General features: G+C 32.4%; 7 protein-coding genes, 3 rRNA genes and 1 pseudogene. 10 read left to right on the top strand and 1 reads right to left on the bottom strand.

Annotated elements, in window-relative coordinates:
- Window positions 1-98: 98 nt before the first annotated feature.
- Entirely contained in the window at window positions 99-1,778 is a 1,680-nt protein-coding gene (locus tag BGI42_RS13785) for a PTS transporter subunit EIIC (RefSeq protein WP_069680841.1), read from the top strand.
- Between the two features lie 257 nt (window positions 1,779-2,035).
- Here the strand turns inward: BGI42_RS13785 and BGI42_RS13780 are convergent, their stop codons facing one another.
- Complete coding sequence (locus BGI42_RS13780; RefSeq protein WP_069680840.1) at window positions 2,036-2,530, bottom strand: PTS sugar transporter subunit IIA; 495 nt, start codon at window positions 2,528-2,530, stop codon at window positions 2,036-2,038.
- 1,009 nt (window positions 2,531-3,539) lie between these two features.
- Between BGI42_RS13780 and BGI42_RS13775 the strand changes: the two genes are divergently transcribed.
- The 9 genes and pseudogenes from BGI42_RS13775 to glgD all read left to right on the top strand — a co-directional run bounded on the left by BGI42_RS13775 (window position 3,540) and on the right by glgD (window position 20,009).
- Window positions 3,540-5,053 (top strand): 16S ribosomal RNA (locus tag BGI42_RS13775).
- Window positions 5,054-5,561: 508 nt separating this feature from the next.
- Window positions 5,562-8,470: ribosomal RNA gene (locus BGI42_RS13770) — 23S ribosomal RNA — on the top strand.
- 120 nt (window positions 8,471-8,590) lie between these two features.
- Window positions 8,591-8,707, top strand: a 5S ribosomal RNA gene (gene rrf, locus BGI42_RS13765).
- Together the 16S, 23S and 5S rRNA genes form the textbook arrangement of a ribosomal RNA operon.
- 711 nt (window positions 8,708-9,418) lie before the next feature.
- On the top strand, window positions 9,419-11,665 hold the full coding sequence (glgB, locus tag BGI42_RS13760) for a 1,4-alpha-glucan branching protein GlgB (RefSeq protein ID WP_069680839.1): 2,247 nt from the start codon (window positions 9,419-9,421) through the stop codon (window positions 11,663-11,665).
- An 80-nt stretch (window positions 11,666-11,745) separates the two neighbouring features.
- The gene (gene glgA / locus BGI42_RS13755; protein WP_069680838.1) at window positions 11,746-13,185 is read left to right on the top strand and encodes a glycogen synthase GlgA; all 1,440 of its coding nucleotides are present in this window, start codon (window positions 11,746-11,748) and stop codon (window positions 13,183-13,185) included.
- 31 nt (window positions 13,186-13,216) lie between these two features.
- Window positions 13,217-15,657: pseudogene (locus BGI42_RS13750) on the top strand (glycogen/starch/alpha-glucan phosphorylase).
- A 156-nt stretch (window positions 15,658-15,813) separates the two neighbouring features.
- Window positions 15,814-17,634: a glycoside hydrolase family 13 protein gene (locus BGI42_RS13745; RefSeq protein WP_069680836.1), complete on the top strand. Its 1,821-nt coding sequence runs from the start codon at window positions 15,814-15,816 to the stop codon at window positions 17,632-17,634.
- 77 nt (window positions 17,635-17,711) lie between these two features.
- Window positions 17,712-18,872 (top strand): glucose-1-phosphate adenylyltransferase, encoded by a 1,161-nt coding sequence (locus BGI42_RS13740; protein ID WP_069680835.1) that lies wholly within the window; start codon window positions 17,712-17,714, stop codon window positions 18,870-18,872.
- A gap of 30 nt (window positions 18,873-18,902) precedes the next feature.
- The gene (gene glgD, locus BGI42_RS13735; protein WP_069680834.1) at window positions 18,903-20,009 is read left to right on the top strand and encodes a glucose-1-phosphate adenylyltransferase subunit GlgD; all 1,107 of its coding nucleotides are present in this window, start codon (window positions 18,903-18,905) and stop codon (window positions 20,007-20,009) included.
- Window position 20,010 lies beyond the last annotated feature (1 nt).

The raw sequence follows: 20,010 nt of genomic DNA, 5'->3' as shown, positions 1-20,010 counted from the left end.
TTGTATAATTTTTAGCTGGCCAGCTTAAAATAAAGATAACAATAAATACATAATTAATAATCATTTTATTTTATTTAATAAGTTTAGGAGGAATTATTATGCTTCAATATTTACAAAGAATAGGTAAAGCTATCATGCTACCAATAGCAGCTTTACCAATAGCAGGTATATTATTAGGAGTCGGTGGAGCTTTACTTGGAATTGCAGGGTTAAACAATCCACCAGCAGTTTATGAACCACTTATAGCATTTGTTAGTATACCAGCAATAACAGCTATATTAACAGTAATGAAAAACATAGGTGATATTATTTTTGGAAACTTACCAATACTATTTGCAGTTGGTGTTGCAGTAGGTCTTGCTAAAAAAGATAAGGGTACAGCAGCAATGGCGTCAGTATTTGGATTTATAGTAATGAATCAAGTAATTTCAACATTATTATCTCTAGGTATTACTCAACTTGGAGTACTTACTCCTGGTAATGTTGGTGATTATGGTACATATGTTACAACTAACCTTGGAATATTTACATTAAATATGTCAGTATTCGGTGGTATTATTACAGGTATTATTACAGCTGTATTACATGATAGATTCCATGAAATACAATTACCACAAGTAGTAGGGTTTTTCTCAGGAGCAAGATTTGTTCCAATAATAACAGCAGTTACTATGGCATTTGTAGGTGGAATACTAGCATTCTTATGGCCAATAGTTCAAGATGGTATTTCAGTTATAGCTAATTTAGTTAGAGAGGCAGGATTTATAGGAACATTCTTCTTTGGAGTTATTGAAAGAGCATTAATTCCATTTGGATTACATCATGTATTCTATACTCCATTCTGGTTTACATCATTTGTTGAAGGTAAAATTTTGGTTGATGGAACATGGCAAACAGTTGCAGGGGCTAACACAGCATACTTCACACAATTATCTAGTATGAGTGATTTAGTAGGTGCATCAGCTGATACTATGTCAACAGTTGTTAGTGGAACTACAAGATTTATGGCAGGTAAATTCCCATTCATGATGTTTGGTTTACCAGCAGCAGCATTCGCTATGTATAGAGCAGCAGCTCCAAGTAAGAGAAAGGTTGTTGGATCATTATTATTAGCAGCAGCTGTTACTTCATTCTTAACAGGTATTACTGAACCACTAGAATTTACATTTATATTTGTTGCTCCAGTATTATACGGAGTACATTGTTTACTAGCAGGTTTATCATTTATGTTAATGGATATATTTAGCGTATTTATAGGAATGACATTCTCAGGTGGATTCATTGACTTTAGCTTATTTGGATTACTTCCAGCAGGTGCAGGAGTTCCAACTAGATGGTTTATACTTATATTAGTTGGTTTAGTATATGCAGTAGTTTACTACTTATTATTCACATTTATGATTAAGAAATTCAACTTAAAGACTCCAGGTAGAGATGAAAATGAGGAAGAAACTAAGTTATATACTAAAGCGGATTATCAAGGAAAAAATGGTAATGATTCAGGCGCTAATAAAGTAGCAACAGCTAAGAATGAAATTACTGAAAAAGCACCAGCTGTATTAGCAGCATTAGGTGGAGAAGAAAATATAGTAAGTGTTGATGCTTGTATAACAAGACTTAGAGTTGAAGTTAAAGACAAATCTAAGGTAGATAAGGCAGAGCTAAAATCATTGGGAGCTGCTGGAGTTATGGAAGTAGGTAATGGAATTCAAGCTATATTTGGAGCTAAAGCTGACAGATATAAGAATGCAATCAATGATATATTAGGTATCAAATAATTAGTTTACAATAATTAGTTTATAAAAATTTTGCCCTAGTGGATAAGTAATTATCTACTGGGGTATTTTATTTAAAAGAAATTTTTAGAAAGATTGTAATAGTAATCTTATTATAGTAATTAATTAAATTTCTAAATTTAACTTTATTATTATTCTAGTTAAAAATATAGATTAATTAATATGAGATTTGATTTTGATTTAATAAAGAACATAAAAAATCTGCCCAAAATAAATATTTTGGGCAGTTTTACTTTAAATTATAAAGTGTATTCTAAAACTGTAGTTTCTCCAGCTACAGTATCAACATTTTCAACAGTATTTATTGATTTAACTGAATCAACATTAGTTATTAAAACAGGAGTTGTTAATGGAAGTCCTTTTGATTTAATGAACTCTTTATCAAATTTTATTATAGGAGTTCCAGCTTTAACTTTAGTACCTTGTTCAACTAATTGTTCAAATCCTTCTCCATTTAAAGATACTGTTTCTATACCAATATGAACTAAAAGTTCTGTTCCGTTTTCTAATGTCATTGCAAATGCATGTTTAGTATTAAATACTAAAGTTAATTCTCCATCAGCAGGAGCTACAACAACGTTCTCAGATGGTTCTATCGCTAAACCATCACCAGCCATTTTTTGAGCAAAAACAGGATCTGGAACTTCTGATAAAGGAATTGATTTACCTGTAATAGGTGCTACTAATTTTAAATTGCTATCTTCTTTTTTATTCTTTTTAAATAATCCAAACATAAATTACATCCTGATTGATCAGGATAATTCACATCCTTTCTTACATTATAATATATTCGTATATTGTATTTTTACCTACATATTAAAAAATATGAGCATATTGCTGTTAATGTTTAATAAAAAAGGCATAAGGTTTCTTATATTAAAAGAAAACTTATGCCTGATTTAACAGTAACACGTCTAGATAATTATATAATCTTATATTCAGTATGTCAATAAACTTTTATTACGTTTACAATAAAATTTAATACTTTAATTAATTATGTTAATTACAATAAATAATGTTTATATTGTTTAATAAGTTATAAGCTTTATTTTTAGTAAAATGTTGATATTATGTACAAATAAATTGAAAAGAGTAATTAAATTAATTTAGGAATAATAAAATGAGTACAATTATATTTTAGCTTGTTCTAAACGAAAAATTAAGACAAGTAGTAAATGTGAATATTAATTATTTAAATCTATAAATATCTATTGAAAGTGATTTTATGATAATTACTAGTTTTAATTTGTGTAAATTAGTTATATATATTAAAAATGTTGAATAAATAGTAACTAATATGGATATAAATATATAGGATATGTAGTAACAATATAATAATTAAGGAATACTATACCACGTGTATCAATAGTAGTAAAAATTAAAAAATATAAGAAAAATGAATTATTATGAATTTAAATAAGAAAAATATAAGAATTAAGTCTAAAAAGATAGAAAATATATGGTAAGATAAAACACGTCCTTAGAGATGAGTCAGCAAACAGAAAACAATTTAATTTCATTAAAAAATAGAATTTAAAAAATGAGATAAAAAGTTTTTAAAATAAAATGTTGACATAAAAGCAACAAAATGTTATACTGATTAAGTCGCTTGAGGGTGACAGATTAAAACAATAGTTGACAAAATAGTCAACTGGGGAAAAATTTGGTCTTTGAAAATTGAACAGAAAAGAAACATTAAAATAAACCAGCAATTCTTTATTAAAGTAAGTCAAGATTAAACTTTTTATTGAGAGTTTGATCCTGGCTCAGGACGAACGCTGGCGGCGTGCCTAACACATGCAAGTCGAGCGATGAAGCTCCTTCGGGAGTGGATTAGCGGCGGACGGGTGAGTAACACGTGGGCAACCTGCCTCATAGAGAGGGATAGCCTTCCGAAAGGAAGATTAATACCTCATAAGATTGTAGTTTCGCATGAAACAGCAATAAAAGGAGCAATCCGCTATGAGATGGGCCCGCGTCGCATTAGCTAGTTGGTAAGGTAATGGCTTACCAAGGCGACGATGCGTAGCCGACCTGAGAGGGTGATCGGCCACATTGGGACTGAGACACGGCCCAGACTCCTACGGGAGGCAGCAGTGGGGAATATTGCACAATGGGGGAAACCCTGATGCAGCAACGCCGCGTGAGTGATGACGGTCTTCGGATTGTAAAACTCTGTCTTTGGGGACGATAATGACGGTACCCAAGGAGGAAGCCACGGCTAACTACGTGCCAGCAGCCGCGGTAATACGTAGGTGGCAAGCGTTGTCCGGATTTACTGGGCGTAAAGGGAGCGTAGGTGGATATTTAAGTGGGATGTGAAATACTCGGGCTTAACCTGGGTGCTGCATTCCAAACTGGATATCTAGAGTGCAGGAGAGGAAAGTGGAATTCCTAGTGTAGCGGTGAAATGCGTAGATATTAGGAAGAACACCAGTGGCGAAGGCGACTTTCTGGACTGTAACTGACACTGAGGCTCGAAAGCGTGGGGAGCGAACAGGATTAGATACCCTGGTAGTCCACGCCGTAAACGATGAATACTAGGTGTAGGAGCTGTCATGGCTTCTGTGCCGCCGCTAACGCATTAAGTATTCCGCCTGGGGAGTACGGTCGCAAGATTAAAACTCAAAGGAATTGACGGGGGCCCGCACAAGCAGCGGAGCATGTGGTTTAATTCGAAGCAACGCGAAGAACCTTACCTAGACTTGACATCTCCTGAATTACTCTTAATCGAGGAAGTCGCTTCGGCGACAGGAAGACAGGTGGTGCATGGTTGTCGTCAGCTCGTGTCGTGAGATGTTGGGTTAAGTCCCGCAACGAGCGCAACCCTTATTGTTAGTTGCTACCATTTAGTTGAGCACTCTAGCGAGACTGCCGTGGTTAACGCGGAGGAAGGTGGGGATGACGTCAAATCATCATGCCCCTTATGTCTAGGGCTACACACGTGCTACAATGGCTGGTACAGAGAGATGCAATATCGTGAGGTGGAGCTAAACTTTAAAACCAGTCTCAGTTCGGATTGTAGGCTGAAACTCGCCTACATGAAGCTGGAGTTGCTAGTAATCGCGAATCAGAATGTCGCGGTGAATACGTTCCCGGGCCTTGTACACACCGCCCGTCACACCATGAGAGTTGGCAATACCCAAAGTTCGTGAGCTAACCCGTAAGGGAGGCAGCGACCTAAGGTAGGGTCAGCGATTGGGGTGAAGTCGTAACAAGGTAGCCGTAGGAGAACCTGCGGCTGGATCACCTCCTTTCTATGGAGAAATCTAGTTAACAAGACGTTTAACTAGTAATTAAAATGAATGCTTACTTAATATAAGAAGGTTTATTTAATGATTTCTGTTCAATTTTGAAAGACTAAGTCTTTCAAAATGTTCTTTGAAAATTGCACATAGTAATACGAAGTTTAGTGGAGTTTAGTACAAGAAATCAAATGATTTTTGTAATGAGCGTATTTTATACGTGAATGAAAAAATTATGCAGATGACGAAGTAATAAGATTCAATAAACGAGTATATTGTATATAATACAACAAGCCAAGAATATATTCTTTGTAATAATTGAAATAATTACCTAGATAATTACTCAAATTAATATTGGCAAATTGTTTTTTTTTGTTTGTAAACAAATAAAAACAATGTTACGAAGTTTAGTGGCGATAAATACGAGGAAACGAATATTTTATGCTCGGAGCGTATCGTGATACGTGAGTACATAAAATATGAAGTTGACAAAGTAATTAGCGACAATAAACGAGTAAAAGGTCAAGCTACAAAGGGCGCATGGTGAATGCCTTGGCATCAGGAGCCGATGAAGGACGTGATAAGCTGCGATAAGCTTCGGGTAGGCGCACATAGCCAGAGATCCGGAGATGTCCGAATGAGGAAACTCACATGGGAAACCCCATGTATCGTAAAGTGAATACATAGCTTTATGAAGGTAAACCCAGGGAACTGAAACATCTAAGTACCTGGAGGAAGAGAAAGAAAAATCGATTTTCTTAGTAGCGGCGAGCGAAAGGGAAAGAGCCCAAACCAAAGATTTATCTTTGGGGTTGCGGACAGAACATTAACGAGAAGTTATAATTAACCGAACACAACTGGAAAGTTGGACCGTAGGAGGTAATAGTCCTGTAAGTAAAAGTTATAACAATCAAGTTCTGATCCAGAGTACCACGAGACACGTGAAACCTTGTGGGAAGCAGGGAGGACCACCTCCCAAGGCTAAATACTACCTGATGACCGATAGTGAAGCAGTACCGTGAGGGAAAGGTGAAAAGAACCCCGGGAGGGGAGTGAAATAGAACCTGAAACCATGTGCCTACAACCGATCAAAGCACCTTATGTGTGTGATGATGTGCTTTTTGTAGAACGAGCCAACGAGTTACGGTATGTAGCAAGGTTAAGTACTTAAGGTACGGAGCCGAAGGGAAACCGAGTCTTAATAGGGCGACTAGTTGCATGCTGTAGACCCGAAACCGGGTGACCTATCCATGGCCAGGTTGAAGCGAGGGTAAAACCTCGTGGAGGACCGAACCACGTTGCTGTTGAAAAAGCATGGGATGAGCTGTGGATAGCGGAGAAATTCCAATCGAACTCGGATATAGCTGGTTCTCCTCGAAATAGCTTTAGGGCTAGCGTCGGAAAATGTGAGTACTGGGGGTAGAGCACTGAATGGGCTAGGGGGCATAGCGCTTACCGAACCTTATCAAACTCCGAATACCAGATACTATCAGTCCGGCAGTCAGACTGCGAAAGATAAGTTCCGTAGTCAAAAGGGAAACAGCCCAGATCGTCAGCTAAGGTCCCAAAGTGTAAGTTAAGTGGAAAAGGATGTGGGATTTCTAAGACAACTAGGATGTTGGCTTAGAAGCAGCCACTCATTAAAAGAGTGCGTAATAGCTCACTAGTCAAGAGATCCTGCGCCGAAAATGTCCGGGGCTCAAACTTACCACCGAAGCTACGGGTTCACACTTTGTGTGAGCGGTAGAGGAGCGTCGTAATCGGGCTGAAGTCGTACCGTAAGGAGCGGTGGACTGATTACGAGTGAGAATGTTGGCATTAGTAGCGAGATGTAGGTGAGAATCCTACAGGCCGAATACCTAAGGTTTCCTCAGGAAGGTTCGTCCGCTGAGGGTTAGTCGGGACCTAAGCTGAGGCCGAAAGGCGTAGGCGATGGACAATCGGTTGATATTCCGATACCACTATTATCGTTATTATCGATGGTGTGACGGAGAAGGATAGGATGTGCTAGCTATTGGATGCTAGTCTAAGCGTTTAGGGAGTTAGAATAGGCAAATCCGTTCTAACAATCCTGAGGCGTGATGGGGAAGGTTCTACGGAACCGAAGTATCTGATTCCATGCTTCCAAGAAAAGCATCTAGAAAGAGAAGTAGTGCCCGTACCGCAAACCGACACAGGTAGGTGAGGAGAGAATCCTAAGGCCGGCGGAAGAATTGCAGTTAAGGAACTAGGCAAATTGACCCCGTAACTTCGGGAGAAGGGGTGCCTGCGAGAGCAGGCCGCAGAGAATAGGCACAAGCAACTGTTTAACAAAAACACAGGTCTCTGCTAAAGCGAAAGCTGATGTATAGGGGCTGACGCCTGCCCGGTGCTGGAAGGTTAAGGGGAACACTTAGCGTAAGCGAAGGTGTGAACTTAAGCCCCAGTAAACGGCGGCCGTAACTATAACGGTCCTAAGGTAGCGAAATTCCTTGTCAGGTAAGTTCTGACCCGCACGAATGGCGTAATGACTTGTGCACTGTCTCAACTGCAAATCCGGCGAAGTTGTAGTGCGAGTGAAGATGCTCGCTACCCGCGATTGGACGGAAAGACCCCGTAGAGCTTTACTGTAGCTTAGCATTGAATTTCGGTATTGTCTGTACAGGATAGGTGGGAGACTGGGAAATCAGAGCGTCAGCTTTGATGGAGTCATCCTTGGGATACCACCCTGATAGTACTGGAATTCTAACTGGATGCCATGAATCTGGTGACAGGACATTGTTAGGTGGGCAGTTTGACTGGGGCGGTCGCCTCCTAAAAAGTAACGGAGGCGCCCAAAGGTTCCCTCAGAACGGTCGGAAATCGTTCGTAGAGTGCAAAGGCAGAAGGGAGCCTGACTGCGAGACCTACAAGTCGAGCAGGGACGAAAGTCGGGCTTAGTGATCCGGTGGTACCTCGTGGGAGGGCCATCGCTCAACGGATAAAAGCTACCTCGGGGATAACAGGCTGATCTCCCCCAAGAGTTCACATCGACGGGGAGGTTTGGCACCTCGATGTCGGCTCGTCGCATCCTGGGGCTGAAGTAGGTCCCAAGGGTTGGGCTGTTCGCCCATTAAAGCGGCACGCGAGCTGGGTTCAGAACGTCGTGAGACAGTTCGGTCCCTATCCGTCGCGGGCGCAGGAAATTTGAGAAGAGCTGTCCTTAGTACGAGAGGACCGGGATGGACCGACCTATGGTGTACCAGTTGTTTCGCCAGAAGCATAGCTGGGTAGCTAAGTCGGGACGGGATAAACGCTGAAAGCATCTAAGCGTGAAGCCTCCTTCAAGATGAGATTTCCCATAGCGTAAGCTAGTAAGACCCCTTGAAGACTACAAGGTTGATAGGTCAGAGGTGTAAGTGTGGTAACATATTTAGCTGACTGATACTAATAGGTCGAGGGCTTGACCAATAAATATTATATACAAATTATGTGCAATTTTGAAAGAACATTCTTTCAAATGAAACTCACTCAGATAAATTGAGGAGTACAAGATTCTTAACCAAATTAAAGATTTGGAGAATCATAGCATCTGGTGATGATGGCATGGAAGTAACACTCCTACCCATTCCGAACAGGATAGTTAAGATCCATAGCGCCGAAGGTACTGCATGGGAGACTGTGTGGGAGATTAGGACGTTGCCAGGTAAGTGTAAAGAGATAGTTATTATAACTGTCTCTTTTTTTGTACAGCAAATTATAGTTTTATTAAAACTTAATGTAATCTAGATTTAAATAAATATTAATAATTTTTAATTATTTACTATCAATTAAAAAACATGGTGTGCATTTTGTTTTTTTAAGTTAATGATTTAACTAAAAGATAAGCTGTTATATTTATGACAGTTCTTTTTTTGTACAAGAAATTATAGGAATTAAAATTTAAGTTAAATAAAATATTAGGTAAAAATTCAAATATATATAATTATAAAACATTAAAAAAGTAGTTTCTTCATTTTATTTATATAGGAAATTTTAAAATACTTAAAGATATATAATGAAATTTATATAAAAATTATTAAAAAGTATTTTTATAATTATAAAGATACTCTTAATTTCAAAATAAAAAAATCATTAACCCCAAAGTAAACGTTTGCCGATAAACTAAGTATTCAAATTTAGTAATCTATATTATATTAATAATTTACACAATGCAACAAATAAATGTAAAAAATGAAATTTAATTTTTAAAATAAACAGGAAAAAGTTAGATATAAGTAAGTTTATGATATTTATACAGTAATGAAAATTAATGAATTATATTCAATAATTTGGTAAAATAACAAGTGATAACTTTGAGATACTACTTAAAATATAGTAGATAATATAAAATTGGATAAAAATAATGGAGGGGATAACTTGAGTAATACTAGTATCAAAAACATAGGTTATAAATTAGATACTGAGTTAAAAAAAGTTACATCAGAAAAAATAAATGAAATACCTAAAGATATAGTAAAAGATATAGTAAAAGATACAACTAAAACTACTAAAAAAGTAGGTTCATCTAAAAAATCAAGTCGAACTATTAAGAAAAAATCCTCAAGCGCAAAAACTAGATCAAATAATAATACAAGTAAGGAAATAAAGAGTAAAGCTAAGAAATCAAATTCTGATGAATTAAATGAAATAAATATGAAAAAATTTCATGAAGGGAAAAATTATGAGTCCTATAAGATTTTAGGATCACATATAAAAACAGAAAAAAGAAAAAAAGGTGTAAGATTTACTACATGGGCTCCAAATGCTAAAGAAGCTTATTTAGTTGGAGATTTTAATAATTTTGAAGTAGATAAAAATTATAAGCTTGACAAAATAGATGATAGCGGATTATGGAGTATATTTTTACCTAAAATAAGTAGTGGTACTAAATATAAATATTGCTTCATTGATGAGCTTGGAAATCAATTAGAATTCAAGTCTGATCCCTATGCAATTCAAAGTGAACTTAGACCTAATACTGCATCAATAGTATGTGAATCAAATAAGTTTAAATGGAATGATAAAAACTGGATTAATACAAGGGATAAATTAAATGTATTTGAATCACCAATAAATATATATGAAATGCATTTAGGATCATGGAAAAGAGATGAGGATGGAGAATTTTTAACATATGAGCAATTGAGTGAAACTTTACCAAAGTATTTAAAAGATATGGGCTATACTTATGTTGAATTGATGCCACTTGTTGAGCATCCATTAGATGCCTCTTGGGGTTATCAAGGAACTGGATATTATTCTCCAACTAGTAGATATGGCGATTTAAATGGTTTAAAAACTCTTGTAGAAAAATTACATGATGAAGAAATAGGAGTAATATTTGATTGGGTACCAGGTCATTTTTGCAAGGATTCTCATGGTTTATATAAATTTGATGGTACTCCAACTTATGAATATAGTGATGAATGGAGATCAGAAAATTGTGGATGGGGAACATGTAACTTTGATTTAGGAAAATCAGAAGTTCGTAGTTATTTAATATCTAATGCTTTATATTGGATAAGAGAATTTCATATGGATGGTATAAGAGTAGATGCTGTATCAAGTATTCTTTATTTAGATTATGACAAACAAGATGGTGAATGGATACCTAATGAATATGGAAGCAATGCTAATCTGGAAGGAATAGAATTCTTAAGACAATTAAATAAGGCTGTACTAGAAGAATTTCCTAATGTGTTAATGATTGCAGAGGAATCAACAGCATGGCCAAATGTTAGTAAATCTAATAGTGGGGAATCACTATGTTTTAATTTTAAATGGAATATGGGATGGATGAATGACACATTAGAATATATAAAGGAAGATCCTATATTTAGAAGACATATTCATAATAAAATAAATTTTTCAATGATGTATAACTATTCTGAGAATTTTATACTTCCAATATCACATGATGAAGTGGTACATGGTAAAAAATCATTAGTAGATAAAATGTGGGGAGATTATTGGAATAAGTTTTCTGGATTAAGATTGTTTGCATCTTATATGATGGGACATCCAGGTAAAAAATTGTTATTTATGGGTTGTGAATTTGGACAATTTGTAGAATGGAGAGAATACGAAGAATTACAATGGTTTTTAATTGATAAATATGATATGCATAGACAAACACAAGAATTTTTTAGAGATTTAAATCATTTTTATATAGATAATAAAGCACTTTGGGAATTAGATTATGATGATAAAGGATTTACTTGGATAGATGCAGATAATAATTCTCAAAGTATATTAGAGTTTATAAGAAGAAGCAGGGATGATAAAGATACATTAATTTTTATTAGCAATTTCACACCAGTAGTATATTATGACTACAAGGTTGGTGTACCATTTTTAGGTGAATATGAAGAAGTATTTAATACAGATGATAGTAAGTATGGTGGTTCAGGACAAGTTATGGGAGAAATATTAGTATCTGAGAAATCAGAATATCATAACCAACCATATTCACTTCAAGTTAAAGTACCACCTATGGCAACATTGGTATTAAAAATAAAGTCTATATATATAGATATTGAAGAAAAAACATTTATGAAAAAGGTGACTGAAATAGCTGAAATAGATAGGGAAGAGTTGTTAGATAAAATTGAAGATATAAAATGATAAAAACGTTTATTAAAAATTTGTTAGGTTATTAATGAGAAGAATGCTTAGCGTGGATTAAAAAATTAGGGGGAGAATGCATGAGAGTTTTATTTGTAGCATCAGAAGCACAACCATTTATAAAAAGTGGAGGATTAGGTGATGTAGCTGGAGCTTTACCTAAGGAATTAGCAAGAAAAGGTGTAGATGTTAGGGTAGTAATACCTAAATATAAGGAAATAAATTATGAGCTAAAAAATAGGCTTAGGTTTAATAGATGGTTTAGAGTAAATGTTGGATGGAGAAATCAATATTGTGGAATTTTAGAATATGAAGAAAATGGAGTTATTTATTATCTTATAGACAATGAATACTATTTTTATAGAGATGGAATATATGGATTTTATGATGATGCTGAAAGATTTGCATTTTTTGATAGAGCAGTTCTTGATATGATAAGACAATTAGATTGGAAGCCAAATGTAATTCACTGTAATGACTGGCAAACTGGGATGATACCTGTTTTGTTAAAATTAGAATATATGAGAAAAGATATGTTTTACTGGGACATAAAATCTGTATTTTCAATTCACAATATAGCATTTCAAGGAGTATTTGATCCAGTAATATTACCAGAATTATTTGGATATGATTATGAGCAATATACAAATACTAATTTAAGATTTGATAATGGCGTAGGATTTATGAAAGGTGCTATAAATTATTCAGATATGGTAACAACTGTTAGTTACAGTTATGCAGAAGAAATAAAGACCCCTCAATTTGGAGAAAGATTAGATTGGCTATTAAGAGAAAAATCTTACATGTTAAGAGGCATTTTAAATGGAATAGATTATGATGAATTTAATCCTAAAAATGATTATTTAATATATAAAAATTATGATTTAAATAATATAAATGACAAATATGAGAATAAGAGAAATCTGCAAGCAGAACTAGGGTTAAATGTTAATGAAAATATACCTATGATAGGAATGGTAACAAGATTAACAAGTCAAAAAGGATTAGATTTATTAATGTATATTTCAGAAAGATTGTTACAAAACAATGATGTTCAATTAGTGATTGTAGGAACTGGAGATAAAAATTATGAAGATCATTTTAAATGGTTAGATTATAAATATGGTAACAAAGTTTCAGCAAATATTAGATTTGATAATACATTGGCACATAAGGTATATGCTGCATCAGATATGTTTTTAATGCCATCATTATTTGAACCTTGTGGTTTAGGGCAATTAATAGCACTTAGATATGGAAGTGTTCCTATAGTAAGAGAAACTGGTGGTTTAAAGGATACTATTAGAGCATACAATGAGTATACAGGTGAAGGAAATGGATTTAGCTTTTACAATTATAACGCAGATGAGATGCTTTATATAATAGAATACGCTTTAAGAATTTATTATGATAAAAATAAATGGCCAAATCTTGTGAGAAACGCTATGAATTCTAATAATAGTTGGAGTAGATCAGCAGATGAATATTTAAATATGTATAAAGAATTAAGCTATAGATAATCTAATTGATTTTTCTAAAGGAGGGGCAATGATGATAGAAATGGATAAGAAAGCATTTAAAAAAGCGTATGTAAATAAATTTCTAGAAATGCACGGAATAGAATTAAAAGAAGGAACAAATCAACAAAAATACGAAGCTTTAGGAAGTTTGGTAAGAGATTATGTAACGAGAACATGGCTTAAAACAAATAAGAAATATAATAAGACAGGTGAAAAACAAGTCTATTATTTTTCAATGGAATTTTTGCTAGGAAGATTATTAGGAAACTCTTTATTAAACATTGGAATAAGAGATATATGTAAAGATGCTTTAAAAGAGCTTAATATAGATTTGAAAGATTTGGAAAATTTAGAAGAAGATCAAGGGCTTGGAAATGGTGGCTTAGGAAGACTTGCTGCATGTTTTTTAGATTCAATGGCATCATTAAATATGCCTGGTCATGGATGTGGAATTAGATATAAATATGGTTTTTTTGAACAAAAAATTATAGATGGAAAACAGGTAGAAGTATCTGATAATTGGTTAAAAGAAGGTAATGTATGGGAAAAAAGAAAAACTAATAAGTCTGAAATAGTTAAGTTTGGTGGAAAAATTGATGTTGAAGAAAAAAATGGAAGATTAAATTTTGTTCATGTAAATTATGAACCAATTTTAGCAATACCATATGATACTCCAGTTGTTGGTTATAAAAATGAGATAGTTAACACTTTAAGGCTTTGGAGTGCAGAACCATTATCTAATGAGTTTGATTTTTCTTCTTTTAATAGAGGAGACTTTTTGCAAGCTATTAAATATAAAAATTCAGTAGAAGCAATATCACAAGTTCTTTATCCAGAAGATTCTTTTTATGAAGGAAAGATGCTTAGATTAAAACAACAATATTTCTTTGTTTCTGCTGGAATACAAAGTATAATAAGGCATTTTAAAAAGCATGGTGGACAGATATCAGAATTTGCAGAAAAGATAGCTATTCATATAAATGATACTCATCCAACTCTTGCCATACCAGAACTTATGAGAATATTACTAGATGAAGAAGAACTAGATTGGGATGAAGCATGGAGAATCACTGAAAATACTATATCTTATACAAATCATACAATTATGTCTGAGGCTTTAGAGAAATGGCCTGTTGATATGTTTAAAAAATTATTACCTAGAATATTTATGATAGTTGAAGAAATAGATAGAAGGTATTGTGAAGAATTAAGAGCTAAATTTAAAGGTCAAGAAGATAAAATATCTAAAATGGGCATAATTGGAAATAATCAAATAAGAATGGCTCATCTTGCTATTGTAGGTAGCCATAGTGTTAATGGGGTTGCAAAGCTTCATACTGAAATATTAAAGAAAAAAGAAATGAAAGATTTTTATTATTTGTATCCTAATAGATTCAATAATAAAACTAATGGAATAACTCATAGAAGATGGTTATTAAAGTGCAATCCTAATTTAACTAATTTGCTTTCTGAGACAATAGGTGATGGATTTATAAAGCACCCTCTTGATTTGGAAAATTTTGAAAGATATTTAAATGATAAGAGTGTTTTAGATGAGTTAGGCAAAATAAAACTTGAGAATAAGAAAAATCTTGCTAAAAGAATATTAGATAATGAGGGGGTTGTAGTTGATCCTAATTCTATATTTGATGTTCAAGTAAAGAGGATACATGCATATAAGAGACAAACATTAAATTGTTTAAGAATAATGTATTTGTATAATAAATTAGTTGATAATCCTAATTTAGATGTTTATCCAAGGACATTTATTTTTGGTGGAAAAGCTGCACCAGGCTATTATTTAGCAAAGAATATTATAGAGCTTATAAATAATGTTGCACAGAAAGTAAATAATGATCCAAGAGTTAATAAAAAATGAAAGTAGTATTTATGGAAAACTATGATGTTTCATTAGCAGAAGAGATCATTCCAGGAGCAGATGTGAGTGAACAAATTTCAACAACAACTAAGGAAGCTTCAGGAACTTCAAATATGAAATTTATGATGAATGGAGCAATTACAGTAGCAACATTAGATGGAGCTAATATAGAAATAAAAGATGAAGTTGGAGAAGATAATATAGTTATTTTTGGATTAGAGGCAGATGAAGTATTGAATTATTATCAACATGGTGGTTATAGATCATCAGAAATATATAATAGTGATCCAAGGGTTAGAAATGTTATAGATGATTTAACTAATGGAAAATACCATAATGATAAGCAAAGATTTAAATCTTTATATCAAAATTTAATAACTTATAATGATGAATTTTTTGTATTAAAAGATTTTGATTCTTATTTAAAGGCACATGATAAAATAGATTCTCTTTATAGAGATAAGGATACTTGGAACAAGATATGTGGAATAAATATATCACATTCAGGAATATTCTCATCTGATAGAACTATTGAACAATATGCAACAGGAATTTGGGGATCTGAAGTTATTTATAAGAACTTAGGCATATGAAAATAAATAATAAATCAAAGATGCCACGGATATTTTGTGAAATACAATGATTTGGGGGTGCTAATAGTTGTGTTATTAGTATGTTTCAAGGAAGAGGTGGTTCACAAAATATGATCAGTTATTTATTTGAATGTACCTTATAGGAAGGACTAATTTATGGACAAAATAGAAGTGATATACAATTCACAAGATAAGAGTTTTAAGAAACCATTTGGAGCAGTTGAAATTGGTAAATTTATAAAGATATCAATTGTTGTTAATAAAGATATATTAGTAGCTCTTGAATTAATTAATTTTAATGATAAGAGTGATTTATTGGAAATGAAAAAAGAGTATTTAAATGACGGTAATTATAAATATTCAATAGAAGTAGATACATCAAATAAGATTGGTTTATTAAGGTATTATTTTATTTTAATAGATGGGTATAGAAGGATTTACTATGGAAATAATGATGAAAAGTTAGGTGGAGTAGGACAAGTATATAATAATGATCCAGTGCCATATGAAGTAGTGGTATATGAAAAAACTGAGACACCTAATTGGTATAAAGAAGGAATTATATATCAAATTTTTGTTGATAGATTTTGTAATGGAAATGAAGATAATAAAATAAATGCACCAAAGAAGAATTCTTTTTTATATGCTACATGGGATGATGACCCAATGTATATAAAAGATAATATGGGAAGAATTCTAAGATGGGATTTTTATGGTGGAAATCTAAAAGGAATAATAAAAAAATTGGATTATATAAAATCTTTAGGTGCAAACATTATATATTTAACTCCAATATTTAAGTCATCTAGCTGTCATAAATATGATGTTGGTGATTATGAAATTATCGATGAAATGTTTGGAACTAATGAAGAATTTTCAAAATTATGTAATATAGCACGAAGTAAGGGAATAAGAATTATATTAGATGGAGTATTTAGTAATACAGGATCTGATAGTAAATATTTTAATAAATATGGAAATTATGATGAAGTAGGTGCATATCAATCACCTAATTCTGAATTTTATAAATGGTATAGATTTATAAATTATCCTTATCAATATGAATCTTGGTGGGGTATAGATAATAGACCAAATGTAAATGAACTTGAAGATAGTTACTTAGATTATATGGTAAATAAAAAGGGTTCAATAATTGAGAAATGGATGAAACTTGGAGCTAGTGGGTGGAGATTAAATGTGGCTGATGAATTACCAGATAAATTTATAGAAATTTTCAAAAAAAGAATGAAAGAAATTGATAGTGATAGCGTACTTATAGGAGAAGTTTGGGATGATGCTTCCAATAAGATAAGCTATTCAAAGAGAAGAAAATATTTATTTGGAAAGGAATTAGATTCAGTTACTAATTATCCATTAAGAGAATATTTGATAAATTTTGTAAAAGGATATATAGATTCAGAAAAATTTAAAAAGAGAGTAATGTCTTTGTATGAAAATTACCCAAGAGAGATTTTTAATTCTAATATGAATATTATAGGTACACATGATACAGAGAGAATTTTAACAGTATTAGATGGAAAATTTCATTTGCTTAAATTAATACTAGTTCTTCAAATGACATTACCAGGAGTTCCAACAATTTATTATGGTGATGAAGCTGGCTTAAAAGGAGGAAAAGACCCTGAAAATAGAAAATCATATCCATGGAATAATGAAAATAAAGAAATAATGAGATTCTATTTAAAAATAATAAATTTAAGGAATAATGAAGAAGTTTTAAAAAAAGGTAATCTAAAAATGTTTCATATGGATCAGAACATATGTATATTAAAAAGAACATATGAGGGTAAAAATATAATAATAATTATAAATAATTCACCATTGCATAAAAACTTAAATAAATTGGAATTTGAAGGTGTATATAAAGATTTATTTAGTAATAAAATTATAGATTTTGATAAGAATGATATTAATTTATTACCATATGACTTTTTTATATTATCTAAATTAAGATAATTATGTATTTTACTGAAAATAGAAAAAAGATGTTATAAATAGATGATAATTTGAGGAAAAAAAGAGAGGGGATATTTATGGGAAATACTGAAATTGTAGCTATGATATTGGCAGGGGGACAAGGGTCTAGATTAGGAGTATTGACCAAGAAGTTAGCTAAGCCAGCAGTGCCGTTTGGAGGAAAATACAGAATAATTGATTTTCCGTTAAGCAATTGTGCCAATTCAGGAATTTACACAGTAGGAGTTTTAACACAATATAAACCATTAGAATTAAATACACATATAGGAATAGGACAACCTTGGGATTTAGATAGAAAAGATGGAGGAGTAAGTATATTACCACCGTATCAAGAAGAAAAAGGTGGTAATTGGTATAAAGGAACAGCAAACGCAATATATCAAAATATAGAATTTGTAGATAGATATGATCCAGAATATGTACTTATATTATCTGGTGATCATATATATAAAATGAATTATACAAAAATGTTAGAATTTCATAAAGAAAAAAATGCTGATGCTACAATTGGAGTAATTGAAGTTCCAATAAATGAGGCTAGTCGTTTTGGAATAATGAATACTAGAGATGATATGTCTATATATGAATTTGAAGAAAAGCCTAAAATACCAAAGAGTAATTTAGCTTCAATGGGTATATATATATTTAATTGGAAAACATTAAAAAAATATTTAAGGTCAGATGAAGCAAATAAAAATTCAAGCAATGATTTTGGAAAAGACATAATACCAGCAATGCTAAATAATGGTAGCAATATGATAGCTTATCCATTTGAAGGATATTGGAAAGATGTTGGAACAATTCAAAGTCTTTGGCAAGCAAATATGGATTTATTAAAACCGGACAATCAGCTTAATTTACATGATCAAGATTGGAGAATATATTCAACAAATCCAGTAAGACCAGCTCAATATATAGGTGAAAATGCTAAAATTACTAATTCACTTATTGTTGAAGGTTGTACTGTTAATGGTGAAGTTAAAAATTCAGTTCTATTCCAAGGTGTACAAGTTGGTAAAAACACTATAATAAAAGATTCTGTTATTATGACAAATGCTAAGATTGGAGATAATGTAGTTATTGAAAAAGCTATAATTGGAAGTGATGCTGTAATAAGAAAGGATTGTGTAATAGGCACAGGAGATGAAATTGAAATTGTTGCTGCAAAAGAAGAAGTAAAAATGGGTAGCATAATGAAAAATAGCAAAGCGGTATAGCGGTATAAAGGAAGTTTGGGGGAAAAAGAGATGAATGATTGTGTAGGAATAATAAACTTAGATGAAAATGAGACAAAAATGGGTGAATTAGTGAATAACAGACCACTTGCATCAGTGCCTATAGCAGGAAGATATAGAATTATAGATTTTGTATTATCAAATATGACAAATTCAGGAATAGAGAGTATTGGAATTTTTACAAAAAATAAATCTAGGTCATTAATTGATCATTTAACTAACGGTAGACCATGGGATTTGCATAGAAACCAAAATGGTTTAAGAGTGTTTAATTTTTGCGAAGTAGATCCAGTATATGAAGATGTTCATAGTTTTTCAGAAAATATGGAGTTTTTTAAGCGTAGTCATAAAGAATATGTACTATTAACACCATCTTATATGATTTGTAATATAGATTATCAAAAAGCTATTGACTATCACAAAAAAAGTGGTAAAGATATAACAATGGTTTATAAAAAAATAAATAGTGGAAAAAATTCATTTATGGGATGTGACGTTTTAAATTTTGATGATTTACATGATGTTATAAGTATAGGCGAAAATGTAGGTAGAGATGATGATGTTAATATAAGTATGGAAATGTATATATTAAAAACTAGTTTATTTATTGATATAGTCCAAGATTGTTTAATTAGCGGCATGTATAAAAAAGTTAAGAGTTTCATACATGATAATTTAGAAAGTTTAAGAGTTGGAGCATACAAATTTGATGGACAATTAAATTGTATAAATTCTATAAAAACGTTATATGATAGCAATATGAAATTATTAAATAGAAGAATAAGCAAAGAAATATTTAGAGAAGATAGAGGAATATATACAAAAGCAAAAGATGAAGCACCAACACATTATACTTCAACTAGTGATGTTAGAAATTCTATAATAGCGAATGGATGTTATATAGAAGGTGAAGTTGAAAATTGTGTTATAGGAAGAAGAGTTTTTGTTGGAAAAAATGCAAAATTAAAAAATTGTGTAGTAATGCAAGATAGTATTATTGAAGATGAGACTATGTTAGATAGTGTTATTACTGATAAAGGTATAAAAGTTAAAGAAGGAGAAAGATTAATAGGGTCTAGCTTATATCCTTTAGTAGTTATGAAAAAAGAATATCTTTAAA

The organism is Clostridium taeniosporum (assembly GCF_001735765.2).
GTDB lineage: Bacteria > Bacillota > Clostridia > Clostridiales > Clostridiaceae > Clostridium > Clostridium taeniosporum.
The sequence above is the reverse complement of the archived record's forward strand: the minus strand, read 5'-3'. Positions and strand labels throughout refer to the sequence as shown.

Excerpts from the sequence above, each read along its gene's own strand:
- glgD (WP_069680834.1), top strand. The coding sequence starts at position 18,903 with ATGAATGATTGTGTAGGAATAATAAACTTAGATGAAAATGAGACAAAA.
- BGI42_RS13780 (WP_069680840.1), bottom strand. The coding sequence starts at position 2,530 with ATGTTTGGATTATTTAAAAAGAATAAAAAAGAAGATAGCAATTTAAAA.
- BGI42_RS13745 (WP_069680836.1), top strand. The coding sequence starts at position 15,814 with ATGGACAAAATAGAAGTGATATACAATTCACAAGATAAGAGTTTTAAG.
- glgA (WP_069680838.1), top strand. The coding sequence starts at position 11,746 with ATGAGAGTTTTATTTGTAGCATCAGAAGCACAACCATTTATAAAAAGT.
- BGI42_RS13785 (WP_069680841.1), top strand. The coding sequence starts at position 99 with ATGCTTCAATATTTACAAAGAATAGGTAAAGCTATCATGCTACCAATA.
- BGI42_RS13740 (WP_069680835.1), top strand. The coding sequence starts at position 17,712 with ATGGGAAATACTGAAATTGTAGCTATGATATTGGCAGGGGGACAAGGG.